The organism is Streptococcus parasuis (assembly GCF_021654455.1).
Classification (GTDB): domain Bacteria; phylum Bacillota; class Bacilli; order Lactobacillales; family Streptococcaceae; genus Streptococcus; species Streptococcus parasuis.
Genome location: NZ_AP024276.1, coordinates 1,877,596 through 1,901,695 on the forward strand (window position 1 = coordinate 1,877,596; position 24,100 = coordinate 1,901,695).

The window sequence follows — 24,100 nt, forward strand, 5'->3', positions numbered from 1 at the left end:
TTTTTTCATACCCAAGTCATAATAGAAAGGAGACCAATGAAACACAAACGAGTAAAACTCTTATCGATTATCAGTTTATTTGTTAGTTCTCTCATCACAAGCATAACCGTATCTGCTTCTGATGTTGATTACACCTATGTCAAAGATAACCTATCCCAAATTACAAGTAAAGTTTGGTTTAAAGACTCATGGTTTGGTTTAGATACTGCTATGCTATACCTTATCAATAAAATGGTGCAGGCTGTCTTCTGGGTGGCCAAATTCTTTTTTACCATTTTTGCGTCAATTTATGACAAATTAGTAGAATCCCCTGAACTTTTTGCATCCTATGTTTCTGATATTATATCAGCTACTGCTTCTATTTTTAAAAGTCTAGAAGGTGTTCTACTTCCACTGGTTGGAGCAAGCATGGCTACCTATCTTGCCTATGTTTACTTTGTCAAGCATGGGTCATTCTTTAAGACCTTGATAAGACTATTACTAGTCTTCGCTTGTTCCATTTTGTTTTTCTCTAAGTACAGTGATGGTACTTATGTTGTCACACGATTTTATACGAATACTACTTCTGTCACAACAAACCTCTCTTCGACTGTTACCAAAAGCCTAACAGGAACGAAACTCACCACTCCAAGTTCTGATGGTGCTTTAACAGAATACGCCAAGTCTGCTATTTGGAATCCTTACAGCTATATGAACTCTGATACCGCCGATACTGACAACGGTTTTTCTTTAACAGATGAAGAACTGAAAAGCTTAGTTGATTACAATGATGGTGATGATGATTTCAAAGTCTCTAACGGCGATAAAGAAACACCCATCAAAGATGTCGCTGGTAGTGAAGATGACCCAAAAAACTCTATGCTTAAATCCAATTGGGGAGCTATGTTCTCCTATGCCATAGTAGCAGTTCTTGAATCACTCCTCATGGGCTTAATTCTGATTTTCTTTGCATTAATGCAATTTGTTTTAAACGTCACGCTACTCATTCTCTTAGTCTTTACACCATTTGCCTTAATCTTTGCGATGGTACCAACATTTGAGAATATCCTCTTTAACATGACTAAGAAACTAGGCGGAACCATTATTCTCTCTGGTCTGATGACCTTACTAGCAACCATTGCCCTCTACTTTAATAACATTCTAACGACCATTACTACTGCTATCGGTTTTGAAAATATGATTGTGGGTTATGTATTAAAGGCTATCGTATTAGTTATCCTATGGAAAAAACGAGACTACTTCTTGTCAATTTTGACAGCTAATCGCATCCGCCATATTTCTAACCGCTTTACTCAACGTATTGATAAAGCTGGGCGAAAGCTCCAAGATAATACATTGGGACGTGTCCAAAAGAATACACAAGCAAAATTGGCTGTTGCTGGCAGTGTTTTAGCTGGTTCAACTATCCTTGCCAAAGAAGGGTTGAAAGCTAAAACCAGACAAGTATCTAGTACCACCTATCAAAATACTGGTCAAGCCATTTCAGATTCTCTAGCAAAGTCTAAAGCCAAACGAGCTGAACAGCATGGTGAAAGTTATGACCTTGCCTTTAAGGAGGCAAAAGCTCAACAAGCACACCGAAGTGAGCAAATGTCATCTACTTTCCTTAACCTCAGACGTGGATTAAAAAATGCAGAGTATGGAATTTACTATGCCAAGTCAGTCGCAACCAATGATGATCAAGATAAAATCAAGGCGAGTGAGGCACGCAACCGCTCTGAGGAACTCGGACAAGCTATTCAAGAAAAACGAATACGAGTATCTCAACTCCGTCAATCTGCTCATAACCAGAAGTCTAAAGAAAGACTTCAAGAGCAACGCAGAAAGCGTCAAGAACGTCCTGTAAGCCATTTTAAACACTATCTCGAAAAAGAGAAAGCCATGCGTGACCAGCTATCTCATTTACAGCCAAAAACATTTAGAACTCAGGAGGTGTGAACATGAAAACAATCAAACGATTTAGCCTTCTGAGCATCCTATTAGCACCACTTTTAGCGGTGCTTTTTCTTTTTGTAGGGGCTAGTTCATCCATCTCAACTAGCTCTGCTTCTACAGTTAATGGTTTGACTTATGTCGACCATTGGTCTGATGGTGACGCTTATACCCATAATCTGTTAAGCCATCGTTATGGGATTACCGCTGAACAATTAGATGGCTTCTTAGATTCTACAGGAATCGCCTATGACAAGAACCGTATCAATGGAAAATTCCTACTAGAATGGTCTCAAAAATCTGGCTTAGATGTCCGAGCGATTGTGGCGATTGCTCAGATGGAAAGCTCCTATGGAACTGCTGGAGTTGCCACTAAGTCAGGTGCTAATATGTTTGGCTACGGTGCTTTTGATTCAAACCCTGACAATGCCACAAACTTTAATGATGAAACTGCCATAGTGGCACTAACCAAACAAACCATCATTAATAATCGCAATGAAACCTTCAAAATCCAAGATGAAAAAGCTCAAAAGCATGCCAAAGGAACACTCAATGTAGCTAGTGACGGTGGAGTGTACTTCACGGATACTTCTGGCTCAGGAAAAAGGCGAGCCGAAGTTATGGAAAAGTTGGACAAATGGATTGACGACCACGGAGGAACACCAAAAGCACCCCAAAATACTTCTAAAACAAGAGATGGAGGCGGAGTTACTTCTGGAGATATACCAGCAGGTTATAGCTTAACAAAAGCCATTAATACCTCTGGATATAGTGCAGGCACTTATCCTTGGGGACAATGTACGTGGTTTGTCTGGAATCGTGCGAAAGAGCTTGGAATCACCTTTGACCCTTATATGGGGAATGGAGGAGACTGGAAACATAAAGTAGGCTATACCACAACAAGCACTCCTACTGAACATAGTGCTGTTTGTTTTTCACCGGGACAAGCAGGTGCAGACTTAACCTACGGACATATCGCCTTTGTGGAGCAGGTGAAATCTGATGGAACTGTTCTGATATCAGAATCAAATGCACAAGGCTTAGGAGTCATCTCTTACCGAATATTTGACGCCACAACCGCCAAACAATTGACTTATGTGATTGGAAAATAAACAAGGAAAGGAATAAGCTATGCAAGTTATTTTACAAGAAGAACAAGTGACTGAAATTCAAAATCTTGTCAGCCATATTATTGAAGATGAAATTGAAAAATTTAGAGAAGATAATGGGGTGAATAGTCCATTTCTTAACAAGAAACAAGCCTGTACCTATCTAGGGGTATCTAATAATACGCTAGATACATGGATAATCCGTGGTTTACCAACCATTCGAATTGGAAAAACAATCCGTTTTGACAAAGGCGAAATTCGTAAATGGATGAACCAATTGCAGAACTAGAAAGGTCTTATTATGGCAATTAAAAAATTGAAGACAGGAAGCTACCAACTGAAACTTTATATCCCACATGATATGCAGAAAAAGCTAGGCATGGGACAATACTATGTCAAAAGATTTAAAACGAGAAAAGAAGCTAAGTTGGCAGAATCTGAAGTCCTACTCAAAATTTCTGATTTACGAGCTGGACGTGATGTAAACTTTGCGCAAAACGAAATGACATTCAAAGAGTTCTATGATCATTACTGGCTTAATGCCTATAAAGCTGGTCAGACTACAAATACCAACACTCCACCTGTTACTAGTACAGTTTTTCAAACTGAAAACATGTTTCGATTACACATTCTCCCAATGTTTGGCAAGTACTCACTAAAATACCTTATGAGTAATAAGCAATTAGTTCTGAACAAACTTACCAATAAAGCGAATGAATATGCCAACTTTAAAGTCATACGGAGCTATGTCAACTCCGTATTTGATTGGGCAGAGGAATTAGAAATGATAGAGGGAAATAGATTGAAAAAAAGTATTAGTCGTATAAAACCTGTTAAAAAAGTACAAATTGAACGAGAAAAAGATGAGGAGGAGATGTACTTGGATGGGCATGAATTATCTCAATGGTTAAATGCCGTTGAAGAAGACCTGATTAATGGCGACCTTACCTATATGGATTACACCCTTTTCTACACAACCTTTTTGCTTTCAGACAGGAAATCTGAGACTTATGCTCTTCAATGGAAACATATTGATTTTGTTAACAATAAAATTTACATTGTTCAGGCTCTAGATAGGTTTGGTAATGTCAAAGCTACCAAAGGCGAGAAAAAGACAAGTTTCATTGTCTCTAAACTTCTAATGACCATTCTTGAAAAATGGAAAGAAGAACAAAAAATAATACTTAAAAGATACAAAATTCGGCAAACTAATAAACAGTTTGTCTTTACTTACGAAGACAGAAAAGGACGTGTCAATCAAAGACTTCATATTGATTATCTGAACTATAGAATGAATTCTGTAGAAAGACGTCACCCTGAGCTAACTCACGCTACACCTCATATGTTACGTCACACAGGAGCTTCATTAGCTAAATTGGCAGGATATTCACTTAGTCAAATTTCAGAAGCACTAACTCATAGCGATTCTGAAACAACAAAAGGCTATATTAATGTCATTGAAACAATACCAAAAACAGTTGGAGAAATTGCTTTAGAAAATCTTCCTAAAAACCAATAAGGCAAATATCAGGCAGTTTTTCAGGCAGTTTTTTAATTTTTGGTCAAAAAAAGACACCCAAGAGAGAACTCTTGAATGTCTTGAAACGTTGATATATCGCTGATAATTAACGTTTTGAGAATTGTGAAGCTTTACGAGCTTTCTTAAGACCTGGTTTCTTACGTTCAACCATACGAGCATCACGTGTAAGAAGGCCTGCGCGTTTCAATGAATCGCGGAAGTCTGGGTCTACTTGAAGCAATGCACGCGCGATACCGTGACGGATCGCACCTGATTGACCACCGTAACCACCACCGTTCACGTTAACGAAAACGTCGTATGAACCTTGTGTTGAAGTTACTGCGAATGGTTGGTTGATAACCAAACGAAGGTCAGCGTGTGGGATGTACTCTTCTACATCTTTTTTGTTTACTGTGATTTTACCAGTACCTGGGACCAAACGTACGCGTGCAACCGCGTTTTTACGACGACCAGTACCTGTGTATTGTGCTTGTGCCATTTAGATTACGTCCTTTCCCTTAGATAAGACCTGAAATATCAAGTACTTCTGGTTGTTGTGCAGCGTGAGTGTGCTCGCTACCCACAAACACTTTCAATTTCATGCCTTGTGCACGACCAAGTGTGTTGTGTGGAAGCATACCTTTAACTGATTTTTCAATCAAACGAACAGCGTTTTTAGAACGCAATTCACCAGCTGTGATTGATTTCAAACCACCTGGGTGCAATGAGTGAGTGTAGTACACTTTATCAGTTGCTTTTTTACCAGTCAATTTCACTTTCTCAGCGTTGATGACGATAACAAAGTCACCAGTATCAGTGTGAGGTGTGAAAGTTGGTTTGTTTTTACCACGAAGAACGCTAGCAACTACTGCTGAAAGGCGTCCAAGCGGTACATCAGTAGCGTCTACTACATACCATTTACGTTCAACTTGGCCTGGTTTAGCCATAAATGTTGTTTTGTTCATGATTTCTCCTATACGAATCGTTTTTGTTTACTAGGCGGATGTTCCGTTCCGCGGGTATTTGGAAGGTTCCGGGGCCTTTCAAATGGGGTAAACAATACCGTCTACCATTCTATCAAATATGGTGGTTCTCGTCAAGTTATTTTACTTTACTTTTTTTATTTTTTGACCAATGGCAGAGCTTTGAATCATGTGAGCGATTGCAGATGAATTTTCCAAAACAAACAGTCGTTCTACTCCCCTAATTGACCTGGAAGTACCAATTTTTCCTTAGGGGAAAAAGTCTGATCAAATACTTGCAATTCAGCTTCGTTCACCTCATAACCTGGCGGATCTGTAAACCACCAGTCCCGGCCATCTAAGGCTTCTGGTTGGAACAACTTGACCAAGAAATAATCAGCTTCTGGGTCCTCCTGATAGCGAATGCCGACCTCCTTACCCTTAAGAAAGCCAAATCGACTGTAGTAATCAGGAAAACCTGTAATGGCCACCATGACTGCTCCGCTATTTTCCGCTAAAGCCAACGAATGCTCTAACAGTGCCTGACCGTAGCCTCGGCCTTGCTGATCTGGCGAGATGCTAAAGGGACCAAAGGTCAGACTGGGCAGGCGAGCGCCGTCTGCTGCGATCTCCGACGCCACATAGAGGATATGCCCCACCAGCTGACCTCGGCTTCCGCCACTCTTTTATGACGTGTTTTTGCTTTCGTAATTGATGCACAATCAGATGCTCCGTCGCACTCAGATAATAGTCCTTCAGTTTACTTTTAGTACAAGGCAACGAGTTGCAGACAGTACTGGAGTACGGCAAAACGAGTTAACGATGTAATAAAAGATAAACTGACGGACGAAAGACATTCCAAAAAGCCTCCGTGTTGGCTCCTCAACTTGGCGGTAATCTCTTTCTTCTTCTCTTCTGATGATTAGTGACATCTTATCTCCTTTTGATTGTCCTATTCTGCAATAGTTCGCTGCCACACAAAAAGGAATACATCTTTGCAGAAGTATCCCTTAGAATCTAGGCTCTCATTTCTGTCCCAATTGATAAAATAGCTAAGACTCCTGTCCCTGTATGAGTCGCAATAACCGGTCCTAATTCTGTCAATAGAACATCAGAAACACGGTCGTCTTCCAATAAACTAGATTTGATACTTTCTGCAGCCTCTCTATCACCCGTATAAGCAACCATGATTGTAGAATGATCCAAGTTGTCCAAGGTCAGGTTCAGCATTTCTTTGATTCCTTTTTTACGACCACGGATTTTAGCTATTGATTCTAGTTTTCCATCAGCATTGAGCGAAATGAGGGGCTTGATATTCACTAAACCACCGATTAAACCTGCAGCTTTGGACAGACGACCACCACGCACTAAGTGTTGTAAATCATCAACTAAGAGATAGGTCCGTAAGCGCGGCACCAAATCTTCTACGATTGCCTTAGTTTCTGCCAAAGTCTTACCCTCAGCACGCGCCTCAACGGCCTTCATGACCAAGTAGCCTTCTCCAATGGTCGCCGCCTTCGTATCAATAATGGAAATCACTGCTTCCGGGTATTGATCCAATACCATATCTCGTGCAATGACTGCACTCTGGTAGGTCCCTGAAAGAGCTGCTGAGAAAGCGAGATAAAGTACCTCTTGACCTTCCTTGACTGCCGCCTCAAAAACTTCTTCAAACTGACCAACATTGACCTGACTGGTTGTAGGTTGACTGCCAGAAGCCATTTTCTCCAGTAAATCTGCTGAGGTCAAGCGGTTTTCACCGACTGTTTCATAGGTTACGCTGTCTAGGTTAATGGTCAAACCAAGCACGGTCACATCGTTTTCTTGGACCCAGCTGATTGGCAAATCCGATGTCGAATCGGTTACGATTGTAAATGTCACTCTTTCATTTCCTCCATCATTTCTTTTAAGGCTTTAAAATTCCCATCTGACCAGGGATTGAGCCGTGGGGTGTAGAGTTCTACCTGGTCCACAAACTTGTCCAAATCCTTTTTGATTACATTTGTCCGTTCTTCTAGCTCACGCGCAGAGACTCGTAAGGCTCCCTGTGAAAAAACAACCCATTGCTCATTTAAATCACTCGTTGCTACCGAAACCTGTTTGCGAAGATTACTATTTAACTCTGCACTCAAGCATTCAATATAGCTATCCGCCGTTTCTTCCTCTTCAGTAAACACAACTTGAACATTAAATTCATCATAATGCTGACGACTTCCAGGAACATGATGAGCATCAAAAACGCAAATGATGTCTATATTCTCAAATGAAGCATAGTGGGAAAGAATGCGAAGCAAGGTTGTTCTTGCGGCATCTAAATTACCTTTTTTGAAATCTTGTTTCGTTGATTTCCAAAAAGCAATCATATTATAACCATCAACAAGCAGAATCTTTTCTTTCATCTATAGTTTCTTCCGAAATACTTCGTACATCAGCACAGCAGCTGCTACGCTGGCGTTGAGAGATTGGACATGGCCCTTCATAGGAATAGTAATCATCTCATCCACCTGCTTTTTGATATTGCTGGAGATTCCCTTGCCTTCGTTGCCAATAATAAGAGCTAGTTTACCAGCTGTATTCCACTTGTGGCTTGGGGTTCCATTCATATCGGTACCAAATACCCAGAAACCAGCTTCCTTGAGCTTATAGAGGGTTTGGCTAAGATTGGTCACTCGGGCGATTGGGACATGAGCCACCGCACCTGTTGAGGTCTTTGCCACAACGGGCGTCACGCCAACTGCTCGGTGTTTGGGAATGATGATACCCGCTACCTGAGTCGCATCTGCAGTCCGCAAAATCGAGCCCAAGTTGTGAGGATCTGTCAGACCATCCAAGATGAGAATGAGAGGATTATCTTCTGCTTCAGCTTTTTCCAAAATCACCGATAGGTCCGCATAGGCAAACTCAGAGACTCGTAGGACAAAGCCTTGGTGAACGGCACCTTCAGTCATGTCAGACAGAGTCTTCTTCGGCGTCCAAGAAATCGACACCTTTTTCTCTGCAGCCAGTGCCTTGATTTTTTCTACATTTTTTCCGCGCAAATCATCCTGAATGTAGAGTTTGTTGCCGGTGTTGGCCTCCAAACTCTCCACTACAGCATGTACGCCATATACGATATCATTTTGTTCCATAAGAGTATTATAGCATAGGTTTTCTAAAAAAGGAGTTTCTCTTTGTAACAGCCGAGAACCCTTGACTCAATCTTAAAACCATGTTATTCTTAATCATGTTATTCGTCCGTACAATCGGAAGAAAAGGAGATATTATGACACTACTATTTGGAATTGTGGCAGGCGTGATTGCCTTTGCTATTGGTGGTTTGTGGTATGGTTTGATTTTCCGTGATGCTTGGATTGAAGCCTCTGGCATTGATATGGCAAAGGTTGAAGCTGACCGTCAAGCTGGGAAAAACGGTCAAAAAGAAATGATGATTTCTTTAGCAATTGAAGTTGTTACAGCCGTTGTTGTAATTTTCTTCATCAAAACTCTTGATGTTTCACCACTACATGCGGCTGGTGGCATGGGGGTAATTGCTGTACTTGCTTCATTGAAGAACTATGTTTTTGAGCAACGTCCAATCAAGCTAATTCTTATTAATGAAAGCTACAAATTAGTCTGCTACTTGGTAGTAGGAATCATTGCTTTATTTACTTAAATAAAAAAGTTCTCTGAAAATTTCAGAGAACTTTTTGCTTTCTTTCTCGAATTGGTAACGGCCGAACATCTGACAGAATGATAGGAATTCGCTCTACTGTCACTTCAGAGAATTGCAAACCAAACCAACGAACTGGTGATGCAGTATAACGCTTAATAAATGCTTTCACACCTAAAATAAAGCGATCAAAGCCATTTAGTTCAGGTGAGTTTGCCATCATTTCTTCTATAACAACAAAACGAAAATCGCCAATCTGTTTCTCATCTTGGAGACTATACACTTGCTTCTGCTTAGGAATCCTTCCTTGCTTCATTAGATCTCCAACAATTGTTCTCAAGTAGCGCGAAACATCTTGTCTAACCCTAAATCCTAAATAAAGATCCACCTTAATCAAAAAGTTTGTATCCATGGTATCAACAGCATATTCTTTTGTGTATGGTTGATCGGTTACATGGACACGTACAAACCAGTATTGATTTGCCCTTTTCGGCTTTTTCTCCAAAATTGAGTATAAAATAGAATGATTGACGAAATGTCCTTGTAAATGTCTACTGAGATAAACTAGATTACTTGCATATAAAGGTACACTTGTATCCTGTGACAAGGCTTGTAACTGATTTATATATTTAGTTAGAGGTAACCAATTTGTATAGTGAGATAAAATTTGGTTGCTTTTGTACCAGACAAACATGAGGAGTAAAATGAGTAAGGAAATAAAAACAACTACATACCCGCCATGAATAAATTTTACAGCTGACGACAAGAAAAACATCCCTTCAATGGACAAGAAGAATGCTAGACCCAGATAAGCTTGCCAGGGCTTAACACCCGATTGTCGCACAAACTCTGTTAATAAAATAGAGGTCATTAACATCGTCACAGTTATCGCCAAACCATAAGCAGCCTCCATTTTTTCTGCACTCCTAAAATAGAGAACAATAAGGGAGGTTGTCATCCAGAGAAGCCAATTCAATCTAGGAATATACAATTGACCTAAATTCGCTCCAGGATAGGTGATTCGTAATCTAGGAAATAATTTTAAACGCATTGCCTCAGAAACGAGCGTAAACGATCCAGAAATCAAGGCTTGCGAAGCAATGATAGCAGCCAGAGTAGCCAAAATCACAGCAACCATACTAAATCCTTGAGGAACACTCGCGAAAAACGGGTTTAAAGTAGTGGCCTCAGTTTGGTGTGATAAAATCCATGCCCCTTGGCCAAAGTAAGACAGTAAAATAGAGACTTTTACAAATGGCCAACTGACATAAATATTCCCTCTTCCTACATGTCCCAGATCCGAATAGAGAGCCTCCGCACCTGTTGTTGCCAGAAATACTGAACCCAGAATGAAGATACCTTCCTTATTTTCAGGACTCATTAAGAGGGAAATCGCATAGAGTGGGTTGAGGGCCTTAAAGACTTCTAAATAGGAAAGAGTATTAAACAAACCGACAAGTCCTAAAAATAAGAACCATACAAACATAATCGGTCCAAATACCCTACCAACAAAACCAGTTCCAAAACGTTGAATGCTAAACAATGCGGTCAATATTGCTAAACTAGTTACAATCACAATTGATTCGCTTTGATAAAAGTTTTCCAGCAAGGGAACACTGCGCAAACCTTCTATAGCCGATGTAACCGTTACAGCTGGTGTCAAGGCTCCATCAGCCAACAAAGTAGATCCACCAATCATAGCCGGAATAATGAGCCATTTCGCCCTTTTCCTTACAAGTGTATAAAGTGAAAAAATCCCGCCCTCATGATCATTATCTGCTTTTAAGGCAATCAAAACATATTTTATCGTAGTGATGATAGTGAGCGTCCAAATAATTAATGAAATAGAGCCAAGAATAAAGTTCTTATTAAGGTCACCTATGCCACCTTGACCTTTAACCAAAGCCTGCATGGTATAAAGGGGACTTGTACCAATATCTCCATAAACTACCCCGAGTGCAATTAAAAAACCAGCCTTAGTAGCGCGTTCAAAGCTTAAACTATCTTTTTGAGTCACTTTTCTATTCTCCTATCACAATCAACACAGTATAGCACCGAATGACGAGAATAGCAAGAGCATTTCGAAAAACGAAAAATTTCTAACAACTCCAATTAGTATCACGAACGTATCGGATTATGATACAATAAGGCTATCAATTAGAAAGTATATGATTATGCCCCTGCTACACAGAACAATTAAACTTATTTTGGCAACTGTTATCTCTATATATTTAGCGGATTGGCTTGGATTGGCTTATGCAACTTCTGCTGGTATTATCGCAATCTTAAGTATTTTGGACACTCGAAAATCCAGTTTTAAAATGGCCCGTAATCGTCTCTACTCTACTTTATTAGCACTTACGATTGCAACCATCACCTTCTATCTACTAGGCTTTGAAATTTGGACTTTGGGAATATACCTTGCTATATACGTTCCAACTGCCTATCATTTCCGATGGGAAGCAGGTATCGCTCCTGCAACTGTCCTCGTGACACACTTAATGCTCGAATCAACTCTTTCTATCTCACTTTTAAGCAATGAAATGGGCTTGTTTCTCATCGGAGCAATCACCGCCCTTCTGTGCAATCTCTATATGCCCTCACAAGAACAAGTGATTGAGGATTATCATTTACGCGTTGAAGACCAACTAAAGCAAATCCTCCTACGCTTTGAACAATTTTTAATCGAGGGTGACGGCAGAAATGAAGCAACACTGATTAATGAGCTAGACCAAATGCTTGACGAAGCATTGAAAGTCGTTTATTTAGAACGCCACAACCAAGTCTTTCAACAAACAAATTATCAAGTCCATTATTTTGAAATGCGGTCTGCACAAAGCAAAATATTACGGACCATGGCAACCAATATCAATATGTGTTTACTGGAAGCCCGAGAGAACATCATCCTAGCCAGCCTCTTTGAGCGTACAGCCCAACAACTCAGCAGAGAGAATTCAGCAAAAGAATTGTTATTGGATATTGAATTATTCCATGCAACCTTCAGAGAGCGACCTCTTCCTCAAACTCGAGAAGAGTTTGAAACCAGAGCTATCCTTTTCCAACTCCTGCACGATATGGAGCATTTTATCCAACTCAAAGTCGATTTTTACCAAGCTTATTCAGAAAATAAATGACCTAATCATTGAAAGATCTACTATGTTTTACTTTTACTTATCAAAATTAATGTGCCTCTGTGTTTTGAACCTAGATTGATCATTTAACACTTCAATCTAGGACTTGTTGTCACCTACTCATATTTTTGCAAAATACAGTCAGTAATTTCTCAATAAGTTGCCTTTATTGCGATTGAATAGCTATTGCATAAAAGCACTCTACTTGTGAATACAGATTTTTAGGTAAATTCAGTCAACAATTTTAAATCGGAGGAACCATGATATTATTTATATCTGCAATTATTCTTAGTATTTCAACAAGTATTGACTACTTGCTTCTTTTAGTAATCCTCTTTTCAAAAGCTAAAAATAGAGGCGATAAACAACACATCTATCTGGGTCAATTACTTGCAAGTTTCATCCTGATAGTATCTAGCTTTATCATCAGTCAATTCGCCAATTTACTACCTTCTGAGTGGATGATTGGCTTACTTGGAATCTTCCCAATTTTTTTGGGAGTTCGCATTCTATTTGAATCTGAAGATGACGTTCAAATCTCAGACAAAACAATAGGAGTCCTATCAGTTTTACTCCTTTCATTAGCATCTGGCGCTGATAATTTAGGGATTTTCTCGCCCTATTTCACAACCTTAACAATGCCAGAATTTATCGTAACAGCTGTCATCATTTTGTTGGGGACAACCGTTATTTGCTTTATCGCAGAGGCTTTTGGCAGTCTCTCTCTTATCTCTGAATTTGTTGAAAAATACGAGCGTATCATTCTACCATTAGTCTTTGTTCTCTTAGGAGTCTATATTTTGATCGAATTCGGTACGATAAATTATTTACTCGCTTTTTTTCATTAAGTGTTCTTAAATTGAGTAGGGACTAAGACTAGTCCCTCTCACACCACCGTGCGTGCCGTTCGGCACACGGCGGTTCAACTAACTTTTAACGCATGTCGTTTTAGATAATAATCTAGGCAAGAAACCAGTCCACGTTTAGCGAGGACTGGTTTTGATATGGCACGTTTCAGTACAGACCTCTGAGCCACTAATTGATAATGGTCTCCCCAGCCAGATACTTTATCCGCTATCCACTTCGGCACTCCTAATTTAAGAAGTCCCCATAATCGCCTAGATTTCTTCTTCCATTGTTTCCAGATAATAACTCTTATTCGAGTTCTTAGTCGTTCATCAATGCTTTCCATGACTGATTTCATGTTCGTCATAGAAAAGTAGTTTATCCAACCTCGTATGACCCAGTTTAGTCGCTCAATTCGGCTGTCTAAGTCAATACTCCACTTACGGGCCGTTAGTTTCTTGAGTTTTCTCTTGAAACTCTGTACGCTATCCTGGTGCGGACGGCTTTTCCAGCCCTCAGATGATTTCCAGAACCCAAATCCTAGGTACTTCAATTTGCTCGGTCTCACAATCTTGGTCTTGGTCATATTGACTTTCAAACCTAATCGTTTTTCAATATAACGACTAATTGAATGCATCACACGTTTAGCCGCCGCCTCACTACCAACTGTGATGACGCAGTCATCTGCGTAGCGAACAAAGCGAAGTCCGCGATTTTCCAACTCTTTATCTAGCTCATTAAGCATGATATTGGACAGGAGCGGTGATAGGTTTCCTCCCTGTGGCGTTCCAACTAGTGTTTTATGCCGTTGTCCGTTGATGACTACACCTGAATGAAGGTACTTACGAATCAGAGATTCTGTATCCCCATCTTGGATAATGTTATGAACAAGCGACATCAGTCTATCTTGAGGAACGGTATCGTCAACTTCTCAAGGTCTATGTCCACTATCCACTCATAGCCGTCATTAAGGTATTCTAATAACTGGATAACGGCATGTTCGCAGGACCGATTGGGTCTGAATCCGTAGCTCTTATCAGAGAAATAGGGTTCGCAGATGGGACTAATGACTTGGACAATGGCTTGTTGTATCATTCTATCCATGACCGTTGGGATGCCTAGTTGGCGAACTCCGCCGTTAGGCTTGGGAATTTCAACTCGTAAAACGGGCTGTGGTTTGTACTTTCTCTGCTTTATGAGTTCTTTAGTTGAACGCCAGTGTTTGCGGAGATAGTCATCTATTTCGTCAATGGTTACGCCGTCAATTCCTGCTGAACCTTTATTGGCTCTAACTTGATTGTAAGCATCCAACATATTTGAACGGGATAGGATATTATCTAATAACTGTGACATGTGCGTATTCCTTTCTTGTTTCGGTGTCTGTCGGATATCTTATATTGATGAACTTTCTTCTAGTCAATACGTGACCGCCTCCAGTTCTATCAGACCATTCTTTACAGACACGAGTGAAGTAGGTATACTTCGGTTTGACAGCCTTTATTTTCAATGTCAAACTTTCAACAGTCACTCCCCTGACTGTTGAAATATTCAGCCCTTCGCTCCGTTTCCATTACAGAAACTTCATCGCTACTATGACCTCGGCTGAGAGTCTGCCCCAGCCATTGTTGTCCAACTAAGAATGAGTTGATGACAACAATAGGCGAGGGTACTTCTCATGATTCGTTGTTACTACGTCTTTTTGACGCCCATGAGACCTCACGGGATAAGTTGTACATCTTTCCTCGTTTAGACAAGATATGAGGACGTAAAAGGTCTAAGTGAAAATAGGAATTCTGACGAAGAGTCCAGTGACTCTAGGAGGAATTATCTTTTTCACACTGACCTTAGTCCGAATTCAATTACACTGTAAGCGCCCCATAACAAGGTACCTATCCAATCATTCACTCCTCCAGTATACTGTAATAAAAAAACTGGAGGATTTTTTTATGTCACAACCCATTGTCCCATTGACTGTTCCCAAATCACGACGCTTTAAAAAGAAAAGTAGAAATGAGATTCTGATGAAAATTCGTCTCGAAAAAGTAGAACTCACTTTCTTTCACTCTATCAACCAAGAGGTATTGGAAACAATCTTGGATAAGGTACTGTTCTATGACAATCCGGCTCAGTGATTTAGGTCAAGTCTATTTGGTTTGCGGGAAAACAGATATGCGTCAAGGGATTGATTCTCTCGCCTACCTTGTCAAAAGTCAATTCAATCTGGATCCCTTTTCAGGTCAGGTCTATCTCTTCTGCGGAGGTCGAAAAGACCGGTTCAAAGCTCTTTACTGGGATGGACAGGGATTTTGGTTATTGTATAAACGTTTTGAAAATGGGAAATTGACCTGGCCAAACAATGAAGAGGAGGTTAAAGCCCTCACTTCCGAACAGGTGGACTGGCTCATGAAAGGTTTTTCTATCAGTCCAAAAATAAATGTTTCAAAAAGTCGTGATTTCTATTGAAATCATGGCTTTTCTTTGTGTATAATAAGACAAAAAGAAGGAGATTGGTTATGTCATCACTAGAAAAAATTATTGAAACACAGTCAAAAACGATAGAGATGATGGCTAATGAACTCACTCTCCTTCGTGAACAGGTTGAGTATCTGAGACAGAAACTCTACGGAAAATCATCAGAGAAGGTTGTGTATCAACCCGGTCAGCTGAGCTTGTTTGGGGAGGAAAGTCTCCCTGAAGAAGAAGCTGACTTACCCAGTTGAAACAGAAACGATTACCTATAAACGCAAGAAAGCTAAGGGAGTTCGTCAGGCTATTTTTAGTCAGTTCACTCCAGAGATTGTTCATCACGAACTGCAGGGTGAAGACTGCACTTGTCCAGACTGTCATGGACAGTTGAAAGAGATTGGTTCTACTGTTCAACGACAAGAGTTGGTCTTTATTCCCGCACAATTAAAGCGGATTGACCATGTTCAACACGCATACAAGTGTCAGGCATGTAGTCAGAAGAATCTAAGCGATAAGATTATCAAGGCTCCCGTTCCTAAGGCACCTTTGGCACACAGCTTGGGTTCGGCTTCTATTATCGCCCATACTATTCATCAGAAGTTCAATCTTAAGGTGCCCAATTACCGTCAGGAAGAGGACTGGCATAAGCTTGGTCTGCCAATCAGTCGGAAGGAAATAGCCAACTGGCACATCAAGTCTAGTCAGTATTATTTCGAACCAATTTATGACCTGTTGCACGAGAAATTGTTGGAGCAGCCTATTCTTCATGCGGATGAGACCTCCTACAAGGTCTTAGAAAATGATAGTGAGTTAACCTTCTACTGGACCTTCTTGTCTGGTAAGCATGAGAAAAAGGGTATCACCCTCTATCATCACGACAAACGACGGAGTGGCTTAGTTGTGGAGAAATTTCTTGGGGACTATGCGGGCTACGTTCATTGTGACATGTGGAGTGCTTATCGTCAATTAGACAAGGCTCAGCTGGTTGGCTGTTGGGCTCACGTCAGACGAAAGTTTTTTGAGGCGACTCCTAAGAAGACCGACAAGACTTCATTAGGAGCCAAGGGATTAGCCTATTGCGACCGCCTATTTGCCTTAGAGAATGACTGGGCTGACTTGTCTAGCGAGGAGCGACTGCATAAACGCCAGACAGAGTTGGCTCCCTTGATGGACGAATTCTTTGACTGGTGTCGTGAGCAATCTGTTTTGCCAGGCTCCAAATTGGGCACTGCAATAGAGTATAGCCTCAACTACGAAACCACTTTCCGAACCGTTCTCTCGGACGGTGACTTAGTCTTGTCTAACAATATGGCTGAGAGGGCAATGAAGACCTTAGTGATTGGCAGAAAAAATTGGTTATTCTCTCAGAGCTTTGAGGGAGCCAAATCGACAGCTGTCATTCTGAGTCTTTTGGAAACTGCTAAACGACATGGCCTTGATGCAGAAAAATATATGACCTATCTTCTAGAACACTTACCTAACGAGGAGACGCTCGCAAAAAAAGAGGTGCTAGAGGCTTATTTGCCATGGAAGGAAAAAATTAAAAGAGCATGTAAATAGAAAAAGGTTCCAGAGTCGACAGGACTTTGGAGCCTTTTTCAATATACTTTGTTATTGGGCGCTTACATTACACTCGTGATTTACGCATATAGGTTACGACTACCTTTTTGGACTTTGGTGCTTGAAGCCACCTTATCCGCTATATACGCCTTTGTATCACGTTTCTGTTCGTAGCGCCACGATTTCGCTATCCCTTCCTCTGACGATCTTGGTTTCTAGCGTCAGACTTAAAACGGTCTCTCCCCAGACCGTTTTAATCCGCTACCTCGCGATAGTCAGGATTGGGAGTCGCTATTGGGTTCACCGGTAGCGGGTGCCCACGGAGGACTTTCACCTCAGATGTACGACATGCCCGTCGTACTCAAAAAATACCCCGTCAGTGACGGGGTATTTTGATGCCATCAATCATGATTAAACGATTGCTTGGTCTGTTTCATCATTAAAGAAATGTGCTTTATTGAGGTTGAAAGTAAGACGAACTTTTTCACCTGGATTGTGGTAATCACGCGCATCTACACGAGATACAAATTCTGTATTTCCAACTTTAGAATACAACATTGTTTCTGCACCAAGAAGTTCAGATACTACAACTTCAGCTTCTACGATAGATGATGGATAAGTATCTAATTCCAATTGAGAAGCTTTAATGTCTTCTGGACGGATACCCAATGTAAATGACTTACCATTGTAGCCTTTTTCTTCCAAGTGTTTGCGACGACCTTCTGGAAGATCTACTTTGAAACCATCTCCGATAAGGACACCATCTTGAAGGGTAACTGTAAAGAAGTTCATAGCAGGGCTACCGATGAAGCTAGCAACAAACTTGTTAACTGGATGGTTGTAAAGTTCTTCAGGGCTACCGATTTGTTCAATACGACCGATTGTACCTGTACCTGCTTCGTTCTTCGTAGCAGACATGATTACGATACGGTCTGCCAATGTCATCGCTTCTGTTTGGTCGTGCGTTACGTAAATAGTTGTTGCACCAATACGACGGTGAATTTTAGCAATCTCAGTACGCATGGATACACGAAGTTTCGCATCCAAGTTTGACAATGGTTCGTCCATCAAGAATACTTTAGCATCACGGACGATAGCACGACCCATGGCAACACGTTGACGTTGACCACCAGAAAGATCTGCAGGTTTGCGTTGCAAGAATTCAGTCAAACCAAGGATTTGCGCTGCTTCTTCAACACGTTTTTTGATTTCATCCTTGCTGTATTTACGCAATTTAAGACCAAAAGCCATATTGTCAAATACAGTCATATGTGGATAAAGCGCATAGTTTTGGAATACCATAGCGATGTCACGGTCTTTTGGAGCAACGTCGTTCATCAATACGCCGTCAATGTATGCTTCACCTTCTGTGATATCTTCCAAACCAGCAATCATACGAAGAGTAGTTGATTTACCACAGCCTGAAGGACCTACGAATACGATGAATTCTTTATCTTTAATATCTAAGTTAAAGTTTTCAACTGAGTAGTGTTCGCTATTTGGATATTTTTTATAAATGTTTTTTAAATTAAGTTGAACCATGTTCAAGCCTCACTTTCTTTGATAGTTATATTGTAAATGAAAGCGTTTTTAAATGCTAGGTCAAGTTGAACAAAAAGAAAAAAATCTTTTGTACAACTTGCACAAAAGATTAAATACTGATTCCCAAGATAGCCTGATGGCAAATAGCTAAATCATTTAAATCTTTCAATTGAAGACCTGTCATCTCCTGCCATTTATCAAGCCGATATTGCAAAGTGTTTCGGTGTATGTAAAGTTTCTGAGCTGCTTTTGTTAACACTGCCCCTTCTTCCCAAAGAGCCTCAACGATCGCTTCCATCTGTTGGTTTGAAATCAACTGCCTCAATCCCGATTGTAGCTGAGGGTAAGACTGCCCGCTCCACAAATACAGATAGCTAAATGTCAAGAGGAAGGATTGTTGATGACCAGCACACCACTTTCTAAACAGATCTTGCTCAGCTTGAACTAACAGTGGCCACTGTGACTCTAGCCATTCAGGCCACAACTGACCAAGAAAAATAGTCATACGAAGTCCAAAATCAAACTCCATAGTGGCGAGCGTGTCTCCTAAAATTTCTCGAACATCCAACAAGGTCGATTGGTCTAAAATAAAAATATGATGGTTAGACTCCGGAGAATAGCTTGCTTGAAGATTTGGTAATAGTTGCTTCATCATATCCAACCAAGCCGTTTGCCCCTCCTGATCAATTGATGACCAAATATGTACATGAAGGACTTGCAATAGGCTAAAGGTTGTTGGTCGAATGCCGTCATTTTCAAAATAGGATTGCCAAGGAGAACGAGCGTATGTTTCTGCTTGATTCTGCAATAGCTCAATCAACAGTTTCTCCCTTTCAGTCAATGTCATCCTATCCAAAGAAAAATAGCCCATTCCCGGCACATCAATGGTAACATCATCTCCATTTGCGTTTCTTTCGTTCCATCTCCCCTGTGGGAAAAAGGCTAATACACTGTCTCTATCCATTGCACTTCCTCTCTATTATTTTGGAAAAGGATTGCTACCCATACTTTCCATCACCATTCCTACTCTTTAAAAATCAAAATGCACCATTGGCAAGCGTCTTTGATGAATGGAATCGGCAAAGAACCCGACCATTAACCATTGAAAAAAGCGATTGCCAACAAGCCATTATTTCTACTTTCGATTTTCATTGAATATAACTCTATTATCCTTCAAAAGCAACACAACGTCAAGATTCAACCTACATCTCCTTATGTCAAAACATGATAAACGAAATAAAAAAAAGCCTTACGGCTCTTTAATATTATACACGTTCAACTTTACCTGATTTAAGTGCACGAGCTGATGCCCAAACTTTTTTAGGTTTACCATCAATCAAAACAGTAACTTTTTGAAGATTTGGTTTAACTGCGCGTTTAGTTTGGTTCATTGCGTGTGAACGGTTGTTACCAGATACAGTCTTACGACCAGTAAAATAACATACTTTAGCCATTGTATATTCCTCCTCATTTGATCAAATATTACGGATGTGCTAGCACCACATACCATACTAGTCTACCAAAAAATAGAGTGGTTGGCAAGGATTTTTTTTAATATTTTACAAGGGCTACTGGCAACATCGACTTTTCATCAGCTATTACTTTATTGAAAATCAATAGGACATCTAGATTTAAAGACAGCTCTAAAACAACAGATTATTGAAAAATAGCCTCAACTCGGTAAATGACCTGACCTTTGTTTGAGAATTTTTCCTCATACTCAGTCATAATATTGCCTTCTAAGCCGTCCGCATGTAAGTCTAACCAAACCTGCTTCAATACCATACCGTACTGTGAAAAGCTAGCCAAGCTATACTCAAACAATCCACGGTTATCCGTTTTAAAATGAATTTCCCCACGTTCAGGTAGTATTTCTTTATAGGTGTCCAAAAATGTCTTATAGGTCAAGCGACGTTTCTCATGACGTTTTTTCGGCCATGGATCAGAGAAATTTAAGTACAATCTATCAATCTCTGCTGGCGCAAAATAATTTGTCAAACTTGAACCGTCTACTTGCAATAACTTTATATTCGGTAAATCTGCTTCCAGAACTCGATCCAAGGCATAGCTTAGAACGGTCATCTGAATATCAATCCCAATATAGTTCACATTTGGATTTTGTGCAGCCATTCCTGTCACAAAACGACCTTTTCCAGACCCGACTTCAATGTGAATAGGGTTATGATTCCCAAAAATTTCTGCCCACTTCCCCTTACATTCTTCCGGATTGGAAATAACAAACTGAGGATTGGTTGCTAAGAGCTCACTAGCTCCCTTTCGATTTCTAACTCTCATATATCTTTCTTGAAACTCTGACGAAATTGACGCAGAGCATATATTTCTTTGTTTGCTGCCAGCACGTTGTAGCTTTCAACATGCTTCACAATTTGGTTTAAATACCCAAGCTGACCATACCAATAGATCTTACTGAGTACGGTTTGATTGTATTTGTACCCATATGCTTGAAGCCATCCTTTCCACTCATGACGCGGAATATAATGCGTTAACAGATAAGCAACATCTAACATACGGTCCGTCAAACAAGCTGTTTCCCAGTCAGTCAAGTATACTAATCCACTCGTTGTTTCTACCCAGTTTGTATGATGTAAGTCACCATGGACAAAAGTAGCTACTTCTTGACGGAAATTAGGTAAATGATTTAACAAATCTTGACAAATCGATTGCAAATATGTGTTTTGTGCCAATCGAGCTGGCGCTTCTTTTTGCCAACGATGTACCAAATCCTGTGGTTCCATATAAGTATAATTCATCTGAAGAGCCTGATTCAACAAAATACGAGAATAGTGCATGCGCACTAGAATCTGACGCACCTGTTTACTCCCCATATCTTGACGTTCTAACGTCCTACCATTCAGCCACTCCTGCTCAACCCTATGCCCCATACCTGCCTCACGATTTGCTGATAAAATCGGTGGGGTAATTTGTTCCCGTGCCAAAACTGAAACAATAGGAGGCATTTCATACTTCACAAACACTGGCGTTCCGTCTGACCGTTGGCCTTTGAACGCCTTGCCACTATTCCCTGCAATAGACTGTAATTGTAGCCCACTGGTATCAAACTGCATGCCATTCCTCCTTGAAAAATTCCTTACTATTTTACTAGTTTTCAGCTATTTAGTCAATCAATTTTTTTAATTTGGCTGGTAAATATCCCTCTTGCAAAAAAATCCCAACCAACAGTAATAGCACCACCATTATACTCTCTTTAGAGAAAAGCAGAGCTAAACTCACTTCGATTCCTAAAAGTCCGTAAAGTACAATACGCAGAACCTTTTGGAAACCACGCCTTTTTTCATCTTTTCCCAACGGATATAACTGAGTCAAATATTGATAATCATAATGCCTGAAGAGCCCTAGCAACTGGAACAAGAGTAAATAATGAAAAATGAGGACCAAGCCAATTGACAACCATGATTCGTCAATCGCAACCAATGATAAGATGGCTAACAAAAGCAAGCGCAATGCTAAGGCTAAGTAATCCCCTGCCCTCATAAAAGCACGTAGGTACAGATAAAACCACGTTTGTTGATCATGCACAAGGCGCAATATCCCATTTAGATAGGTTCTCGGTTTAACAGATACACTAATTCCTTTCACAGTGGTAAACAGGGAAAAGAAACGCAAAATTGACTGTTTTCTCTTCTGCTCATCCTGAATGGCTTTGGACCAATCCAACACTCCCTGTGACTGATATTGTGCCATTTGGTGCTTGACTAGAATGTATTTTAGCCCCAACAACAAAAGGATATAGCAAACAATCATCCAAACAGCTAAACCCAACATTAAGTAAATAGGAACCAATAACATTTGTACCAGCACCTGAATTCCAGACCAGAGGATATAATTCCGTCTAGCTGCTACATGGATAATTTGTAGAACTTCTTTTTCCTTTGGTAAAAGGAAAATCTCATCTGCCTCTTCCAAATAAGTGGCGATTTTCCCAGAAAATAACACCAACAAACTGACCACTAGAAGTAGCAAATAGATTGGCAGGGAGTTTTCAGGGAAATTCAGTAGTAATTGCCGATATTGCAAGCTTAAAAAGCCGATAAATACCATTAGCACTAACACAAAATGGTCATTCAATACATAGCGCAAATACTTGGAACATTTAGTTAGGAAGTCCCTTCTGCGTTGTTGAAATACTGCCTTCATCTGGCCACTCCTTCTTGTGTCAACGCCAGATAAATTTCGTTGAGACTTGCACCTTTCATGTTAAAGGCATGTTGCAATTCCTCTAAATTCCCTGTCGCACGAACCTGCCCCTGATGTAAGATAACAAAAGAATCACACATTTTCTCGGCTGAGTCAAGAACATGAGTAGACATCAGAATTGAAGTTCCTTTAGCTTTCTCCTCTTCTAATAGGTTTACTAAGTCCGAAATCGCTACAGGATCCAGCCCTAAAAACGGCTCGTCAACAATCAACAAACTCGGTTCCACCATGAAAGCACAGATAATCATAACTTTCTGTTTCATTCCCTTAGAAAAATGAACAGGGAACCAGTCCAACTTTTCATCCAACCGAAAAATCGTTAACAACCCCTGAACTCGACTCCAGGCTTGATCCCAAGTCAAATTATAGGCTAAAGCTACTACCTCTAAATGTTCCTTAAGCGTCAATTCCTCATACAAGCTAGGTGTTTCAGGGATAAAGCCAATTTTCTTCCGATAATTCTCCGCATCCTGTACAAGACTTTTCCCATCAATTAAAATTTCTCCCTGATAAGGAGTCAAAAGGCCAATAATTTCCTTTATCGTCGTTGATTTCCCAGCACCATTCAATCCAATCAAGCCAACTAACTGACCATTCTCAACAGTGAAAGATACATCTTTCAATACGGGAATATTGATGTAGCCTCCTGTAATATTTTTTACTTCTAACATACATTTCTTCCTATAATTTGATATAATTATTATATCAAAAATTCTAGAAAGAGGTTGTCATTATGTCAGATTGTATTTTTTGTAAAATTATTGCTGGAGAAATCCCAGCTTCTAAAGTCTATGAAGATGACCATATCCTTGCCTTTTTAGATATCACCCAAGTCACCAAAGGACACACTTTAGTTGTTCCTAAGAAACACTACCGCAATATGCTTGATATGGACGCAGAAGCAGCAGCTACACTCTTTTCTGTCATTCCTACTATCTCCAGTCATTTGAAGGAGACACTTGGTGCTAATGGCCTAAATATTGTCAATAATAACGAAGAAGTGGCTGGTCAGACTGTCTTTCATACCCATATCCATCTCTTACCACGATACGATAAAGAAGACGGACTGGAAATCCATTTCAAGACCAACGAACCTGATTTCCCAGCATTAGCCCAGCTAGCGCAAAGCCTCTATTTAGGAGAATAAG

At 40.3% G+C, this 24,100-nt stretch carries 27 protein-coding genes and 1 pseudogene; 12 read left to right on the forward strand and 16 right to left on the reverse strand.

Annotated elements, in window-relative coordinates; translation table 11 throughout:
- Positions 1–36: 36 nt before the first annotated feature.
- Genes L6410_RS09435 through L6410_RS09450 form a run of 4 tightly spaced genes read left to right on the forward strand, consistent with a single transcriptional unit; the run spans position 37 to position 4,560 of the window.
- Positions 37–1,938 (forward strand): DUF4013 domain-containing protein, encoded by a 1,902-nt coding sequence (locus L6410_RS09435; RefSeq protein WP_237395397.1) that lies wholly within the window; start codon positions 37–39, stop codon positions 1,936–1,938.
- Between the two features lie 2 nt (positions 1,939–1,940).
- A complete protein-coding gene (locus L6410_RS09440) occupies positions 1,941–3,044 on the forward strand; it encodes a CHAP domain-containing protein (RefSeq protein ID WP_095456127.1) in 1,104 nt (367 codons plus the stop codon).
- A 19-nt stretch (positions 3,045–3,063) separates the two neighbouring features.
- Entirely contained in the window at positions 3,064–3,330 is a 267-nt protein-coding gene (locus L6410_RS09445) for a helix-turn-helix domain-containing protein (RefSeq protein WP_001196078.1), read from the forward strand.
- 12 nt (positions 3,331–3,342) lie between these two features.
- Positions 3,343–4,560: a site-specific integrase gene (locus tag L6410_RS09450; RefSeq protein ID WP_237395398.1), complete on the forward strand. Its 1,218-nt coding sequence runs from the start codon at positions 3,343–3,345 to the stop codon at positions 4,558–4,560.
- A gap of 106 nt (positions 4,561–4,666) precedes the next feature.
- Here the strand turns inward: L6410_RS09450 and rpsI are convergent, their stop codons facing one another.
- The 7 genes from rpsI to rlmB form a co-directional block, all read right to left on the reverse strand.
- Positions 4,667–5,059, reverse strand: coding sequence for a 30S ribosomal protein S9 (rpsI, locus tag L6410_RS09455; RefSeq protein ID WP_002942223.1), 393 nt, complete (start codon positions 5,057–5,059; stop codon positions 4,667–4,669).
- Positions 5,060–5,078: 19 nt separating this feature from the next.
- A complete protein-coding gene (rplM, locus tag L6410_RS09460; RefSeq protein WP_024391353.1) occupies positions 5,079–5,525 on the reverse strand; it encodes a 50S ribosomal protein L13 in 447 nt (148 codons plus the stop codon).
- 230 nt (positions 5,526–5,755) lie between these two features.
- Positions 5,756–6,181 carry a GNAT family N-acetyltransferase gene (locus tag L6410_RS09465; protein ID WP_272877336.1) on the reverse strand — a complete coding sequence of 142 codons (426 nt, stop codon included), beginning with the start codon at positions 6,179–6,181 and terminating at the stop codon, positions 5,756–5,758.
- Positions 6,182–6,277: 96 nt separating this feature from the next.
- Complete coding sequence (locus L6410_RS09470; protein ID WP_237395400.1) at positions 6,278–6,454, reverse strand: hypothetical protein; 177 nt, start codon at positions 6,452–6,454, stop codon at positions 6,278–6,280.
- Between the two features lie 85 nt (positions 6,455–6,539).
- Complete coding sequence (locus L6410_RS09475) at positions 6,540–7,403, reverse strand: DegV family protein (RefSeq protein ID WP_024391351.1); 864 nt, start codon at positions 7,401–7,403, stop codon at positions 6,540–6,542.
- Entirely contained in the window at positions 7,400–7,921 is a 522-nt protein-coding gene (locus L6410_RS09480; RefSeq protein ID WP_024391350.1) for an NYN domain-containing protein, read from the reverse strand. Before L6410_RS09480 ends, L6410_RS09475 begins: the two co-directional genes overlap by 4 nt.
- Positions 7,922–8,650 (reverse strand): 23S rRNA (guanosine(2251)-2'-O)-methyltransferase RlmB, encoded by a 729-nt coding sequence (gene rlmB, locus L6410_RS09485; protein ID WP_024391349.1) that lies wholly within the window; start codon positions 8,648–8,650, stop codon positions 7,922–7,924.
- Positions 8,651–8,784: 134 nt separating this feature from the next.
- On the opposite strand from rlmB, the gene L6410_RS09490 reads away from it, so the two are divergent.
- Complete coding sequence (locus L6410_RS09490; protein WP_024391348.1) at positions 8,785–9,174, forward strand: DUF1761 domain-containing protein; 390 nt, start codon at positions 8,785–8,787, stop codon at positions 9,172–9,174.
- 22 nt (positions 9,175–9,196) lie between these two features.
- On the opposite strand, the gene L6410_RS09495 is transcribed toward L6410_RS09490, so the two are convergent.
- Positions 9,197–11,188, reverse strand: coding sequence for a KUP/HAK/KT family potassium transporter (locus L6410_RS09495; RefSeq protein WP_237395401.1), 1,992 nt, complete (start codon positions 11,186–11,188; stop codon positions 9,197–9,199).
- Between the two features lie 157 nt (positions 11,189–11,345).
- Between L6410_RS09495 and L6410_RS09500 the strand changes: the two genes are divergently transcribed.
- Both L6410_RS09500 and L6410_RS09505 read left to right on the forward strand, forming a co-directional pair.
- Positions 11,346–12,305, forward strand: a complete 960-nt coding sequence (locus tag L6410_RS09500) for an aromatic acid exporter family protein (RefSeq protein WP_024392623.1) — start codon at positions 11,346–11,348, stop codon at positions 12,303–12,305.
- Between the two features lie 257 nt (positions 12,306–12,562).
- Complete coding sequence (locus tag L6410_RS09505) at positions 12,563–13,150, forward strand: cadmium resistance transporter (protein ID WP_032512129.1); 588 nt, start codon at positions 12,563–12,565, stop codon at positions 13,148–13,150.
- 74 nt (positions 13,151–13,224) lie between these two features.
- On the opposite strand, the pseudogene ltrA reads toward L6410_RS09505, so the two are convergent.
- Positions 13,225–14,501, reverse strand: a pseudogene (gene ltrA, locus L6410_RS09510) (group II intron reverse transcriptase/maturase).
- A 593-nt stretch (positions 14,502–15,094) separates the two neighbouring features.
- On the opposite strand from ltrA, the gene L6410_RS09515 reads away from it, so the two are divergent.
- Genes L6410_RS09515 through L6410_RS09530 form a run of 4 tightly spaced genes read left to right on the forward strand, consistent with a single transcriptional unit; the run spans position 15,095 to position 17,174 of the window.
- On the forward strand, positions 15,095–15,280 hold the full coding sequence (locus L6410_RS09515) for a hypothetical protein (protein WP_024404060.1): 186 nt from the start codon (positions 15,095–15,097) through the stop codon (positions 15,278–15,280).
- The gene (tnpB, locus tag L6410_RS09520; protein WP_024407179.1) at positions 15,261–15,611 is read left to right on the forward strand and encodes an IS66 family insertion sequence element accessory protein TnpB; all 351 of its coding nucleotides are present in this window, start codon (positions 15,261–15,263) and stop codon (positions 15,609–15,611) included. The genes L6410_RS09515 and tnpB overlap by 20 nt, the downstream gene beginning before the upstream one ends.
- A gap of 50 nt (positions 15,612–15,661) precedes the next feature.
- On the forward strand, positions 15,662–15,868 hold the full coding sequence (locus tag L6410_RS09525; protein WP_105126552.1) for an IS66 family transposase: 207 nt from the start codon (positions 15,662–15,664) through the stop codon (positions 15,866–15,868).
- Positions 15,822–17,174, forward strand: coding sequence for an IS66-like element short variant transposase (locus tag L6410_RS09530; RefSeq protein WP_172006064.1), 1,353 nt, complete (start codon positions 15,822–15,824; stop codon positions 17,172–17,174). The genes L6410_RS09525 and L6410_RS09530 overlap by 47 nt, the downstream gene beginning before the upstream one ends.
- Positions 17,175–17,585: 411 nt before the next feature.
- Here L6410_RS09530 and L6410_RS09535 read toward each other — a convergent pair whose 3' ends face one another.
- The 7 genes from L6410_RS09535 to L6410_RS09565 form a co-directional block, all read right to left on the reverse strand.
- Positions 17,586–18,716, reverse strand: coding sequence for an ABC transporter ATP-binding protein (locus L6410_RS09535; protein WP_024392618.1), 1,131 nt, complete (start codon positions 18,714–18,716; stop codon positions 17,586–17,588).
- A gap of 109 nt (positions 18,717–18,825) precedes the next feature.
- A complete protein-coding gene (locus L6410_RS09540) occupies positions 18,826–19,680 on the reverse strand; it encodes a helix-turn-helix domain-containing protein (protein ID WP_024392617.1) in 855 nt (284 codons plus the stop codon).
- Positions 19,681–19,981: 301 nt separating this feature from the next.
- Positions 19,982–20,170 (reverse strand): 50S ribosomal protein L28, encoded by a 189-nt coding sequence (rpmB, locus tag L6410_RS09545; RefSeq protein WP_001140948.1) that lies wholly within the window; start codon positions 20,168–20,170, stop codon positions 19,982–19,984.
- 202 nt (positions 20,171–20,372) lie between these two features.
- The gene (gene trmB / locus L6410_RS09550) at positions 20,373–21,011 is read right to left on the reverse strand and encodes a tRNA (guanosine(46)-N7)-methyltransferase TrmB (protein ID WP_024392616.1); all 639 of its coding nucleotides are present in this window, start codon (positions 21,009–21,011) and stop codon (positions 20,373–20,375) included.
- On the reverse strand, positions 21,008–21,802 hold the full coding sequence (gene ccrZ, locus L6410_RS09555; protein ID WP_024392615.1) for a cell cycle regulator CcrZ: 795 nt from the start codon (positions 21,800–21,802) through the stop codon (positions 21,008–21,010). The genes trmB and ccrZ overlap by 4 nt, the downstream gene beginning before the upstream one ends.
- A 49-nt stretch (positions 21,803–21,851) precedes the next feature.
- Positions 21,852–22,892, reverse strand: a complete 1,041-nt coding sequence (locus L6410_RS09560) for an ABC transporter permease (RefSeq protein ID WP_237395402.1) — start codon at positions 22,890–22,892, stop codon at positions 21,852–21,854.
- Positions 22,889–23,623, reverse strand: a complete 735-nt coding sequence (locus L6410_RS09565) for an ABC transporter ATP-binding protein (RefSeq protein ID WP_024392614.1) — start codon at positions 23,621–23,623, stop codon at positions 22,889–22,891. Before L6410_RS09565 ends, L6410_RS09560 begins: the two co-directional genes overlap by 4 nt.
- A gap of 62 nt (positions 23,624–23,685) precedes the next feature.
- On the opposite strand from L6410_RS09565, the gene L6410_RS09570 reads away from it, so the two are divergent.
- On the forward strand, positions 23,686–24,099 hold the full coding sequence (locus L6410_RS09570; RefSeq protein ID WP_024392613.1) for an HIT family protein: 414 nt from the start codon (positions 23,686–23,688) through the stop codon (positions 24,097–24,099).
- The last annotated feature ends 1 nt before the right edge of the window (position 24,100 follow it).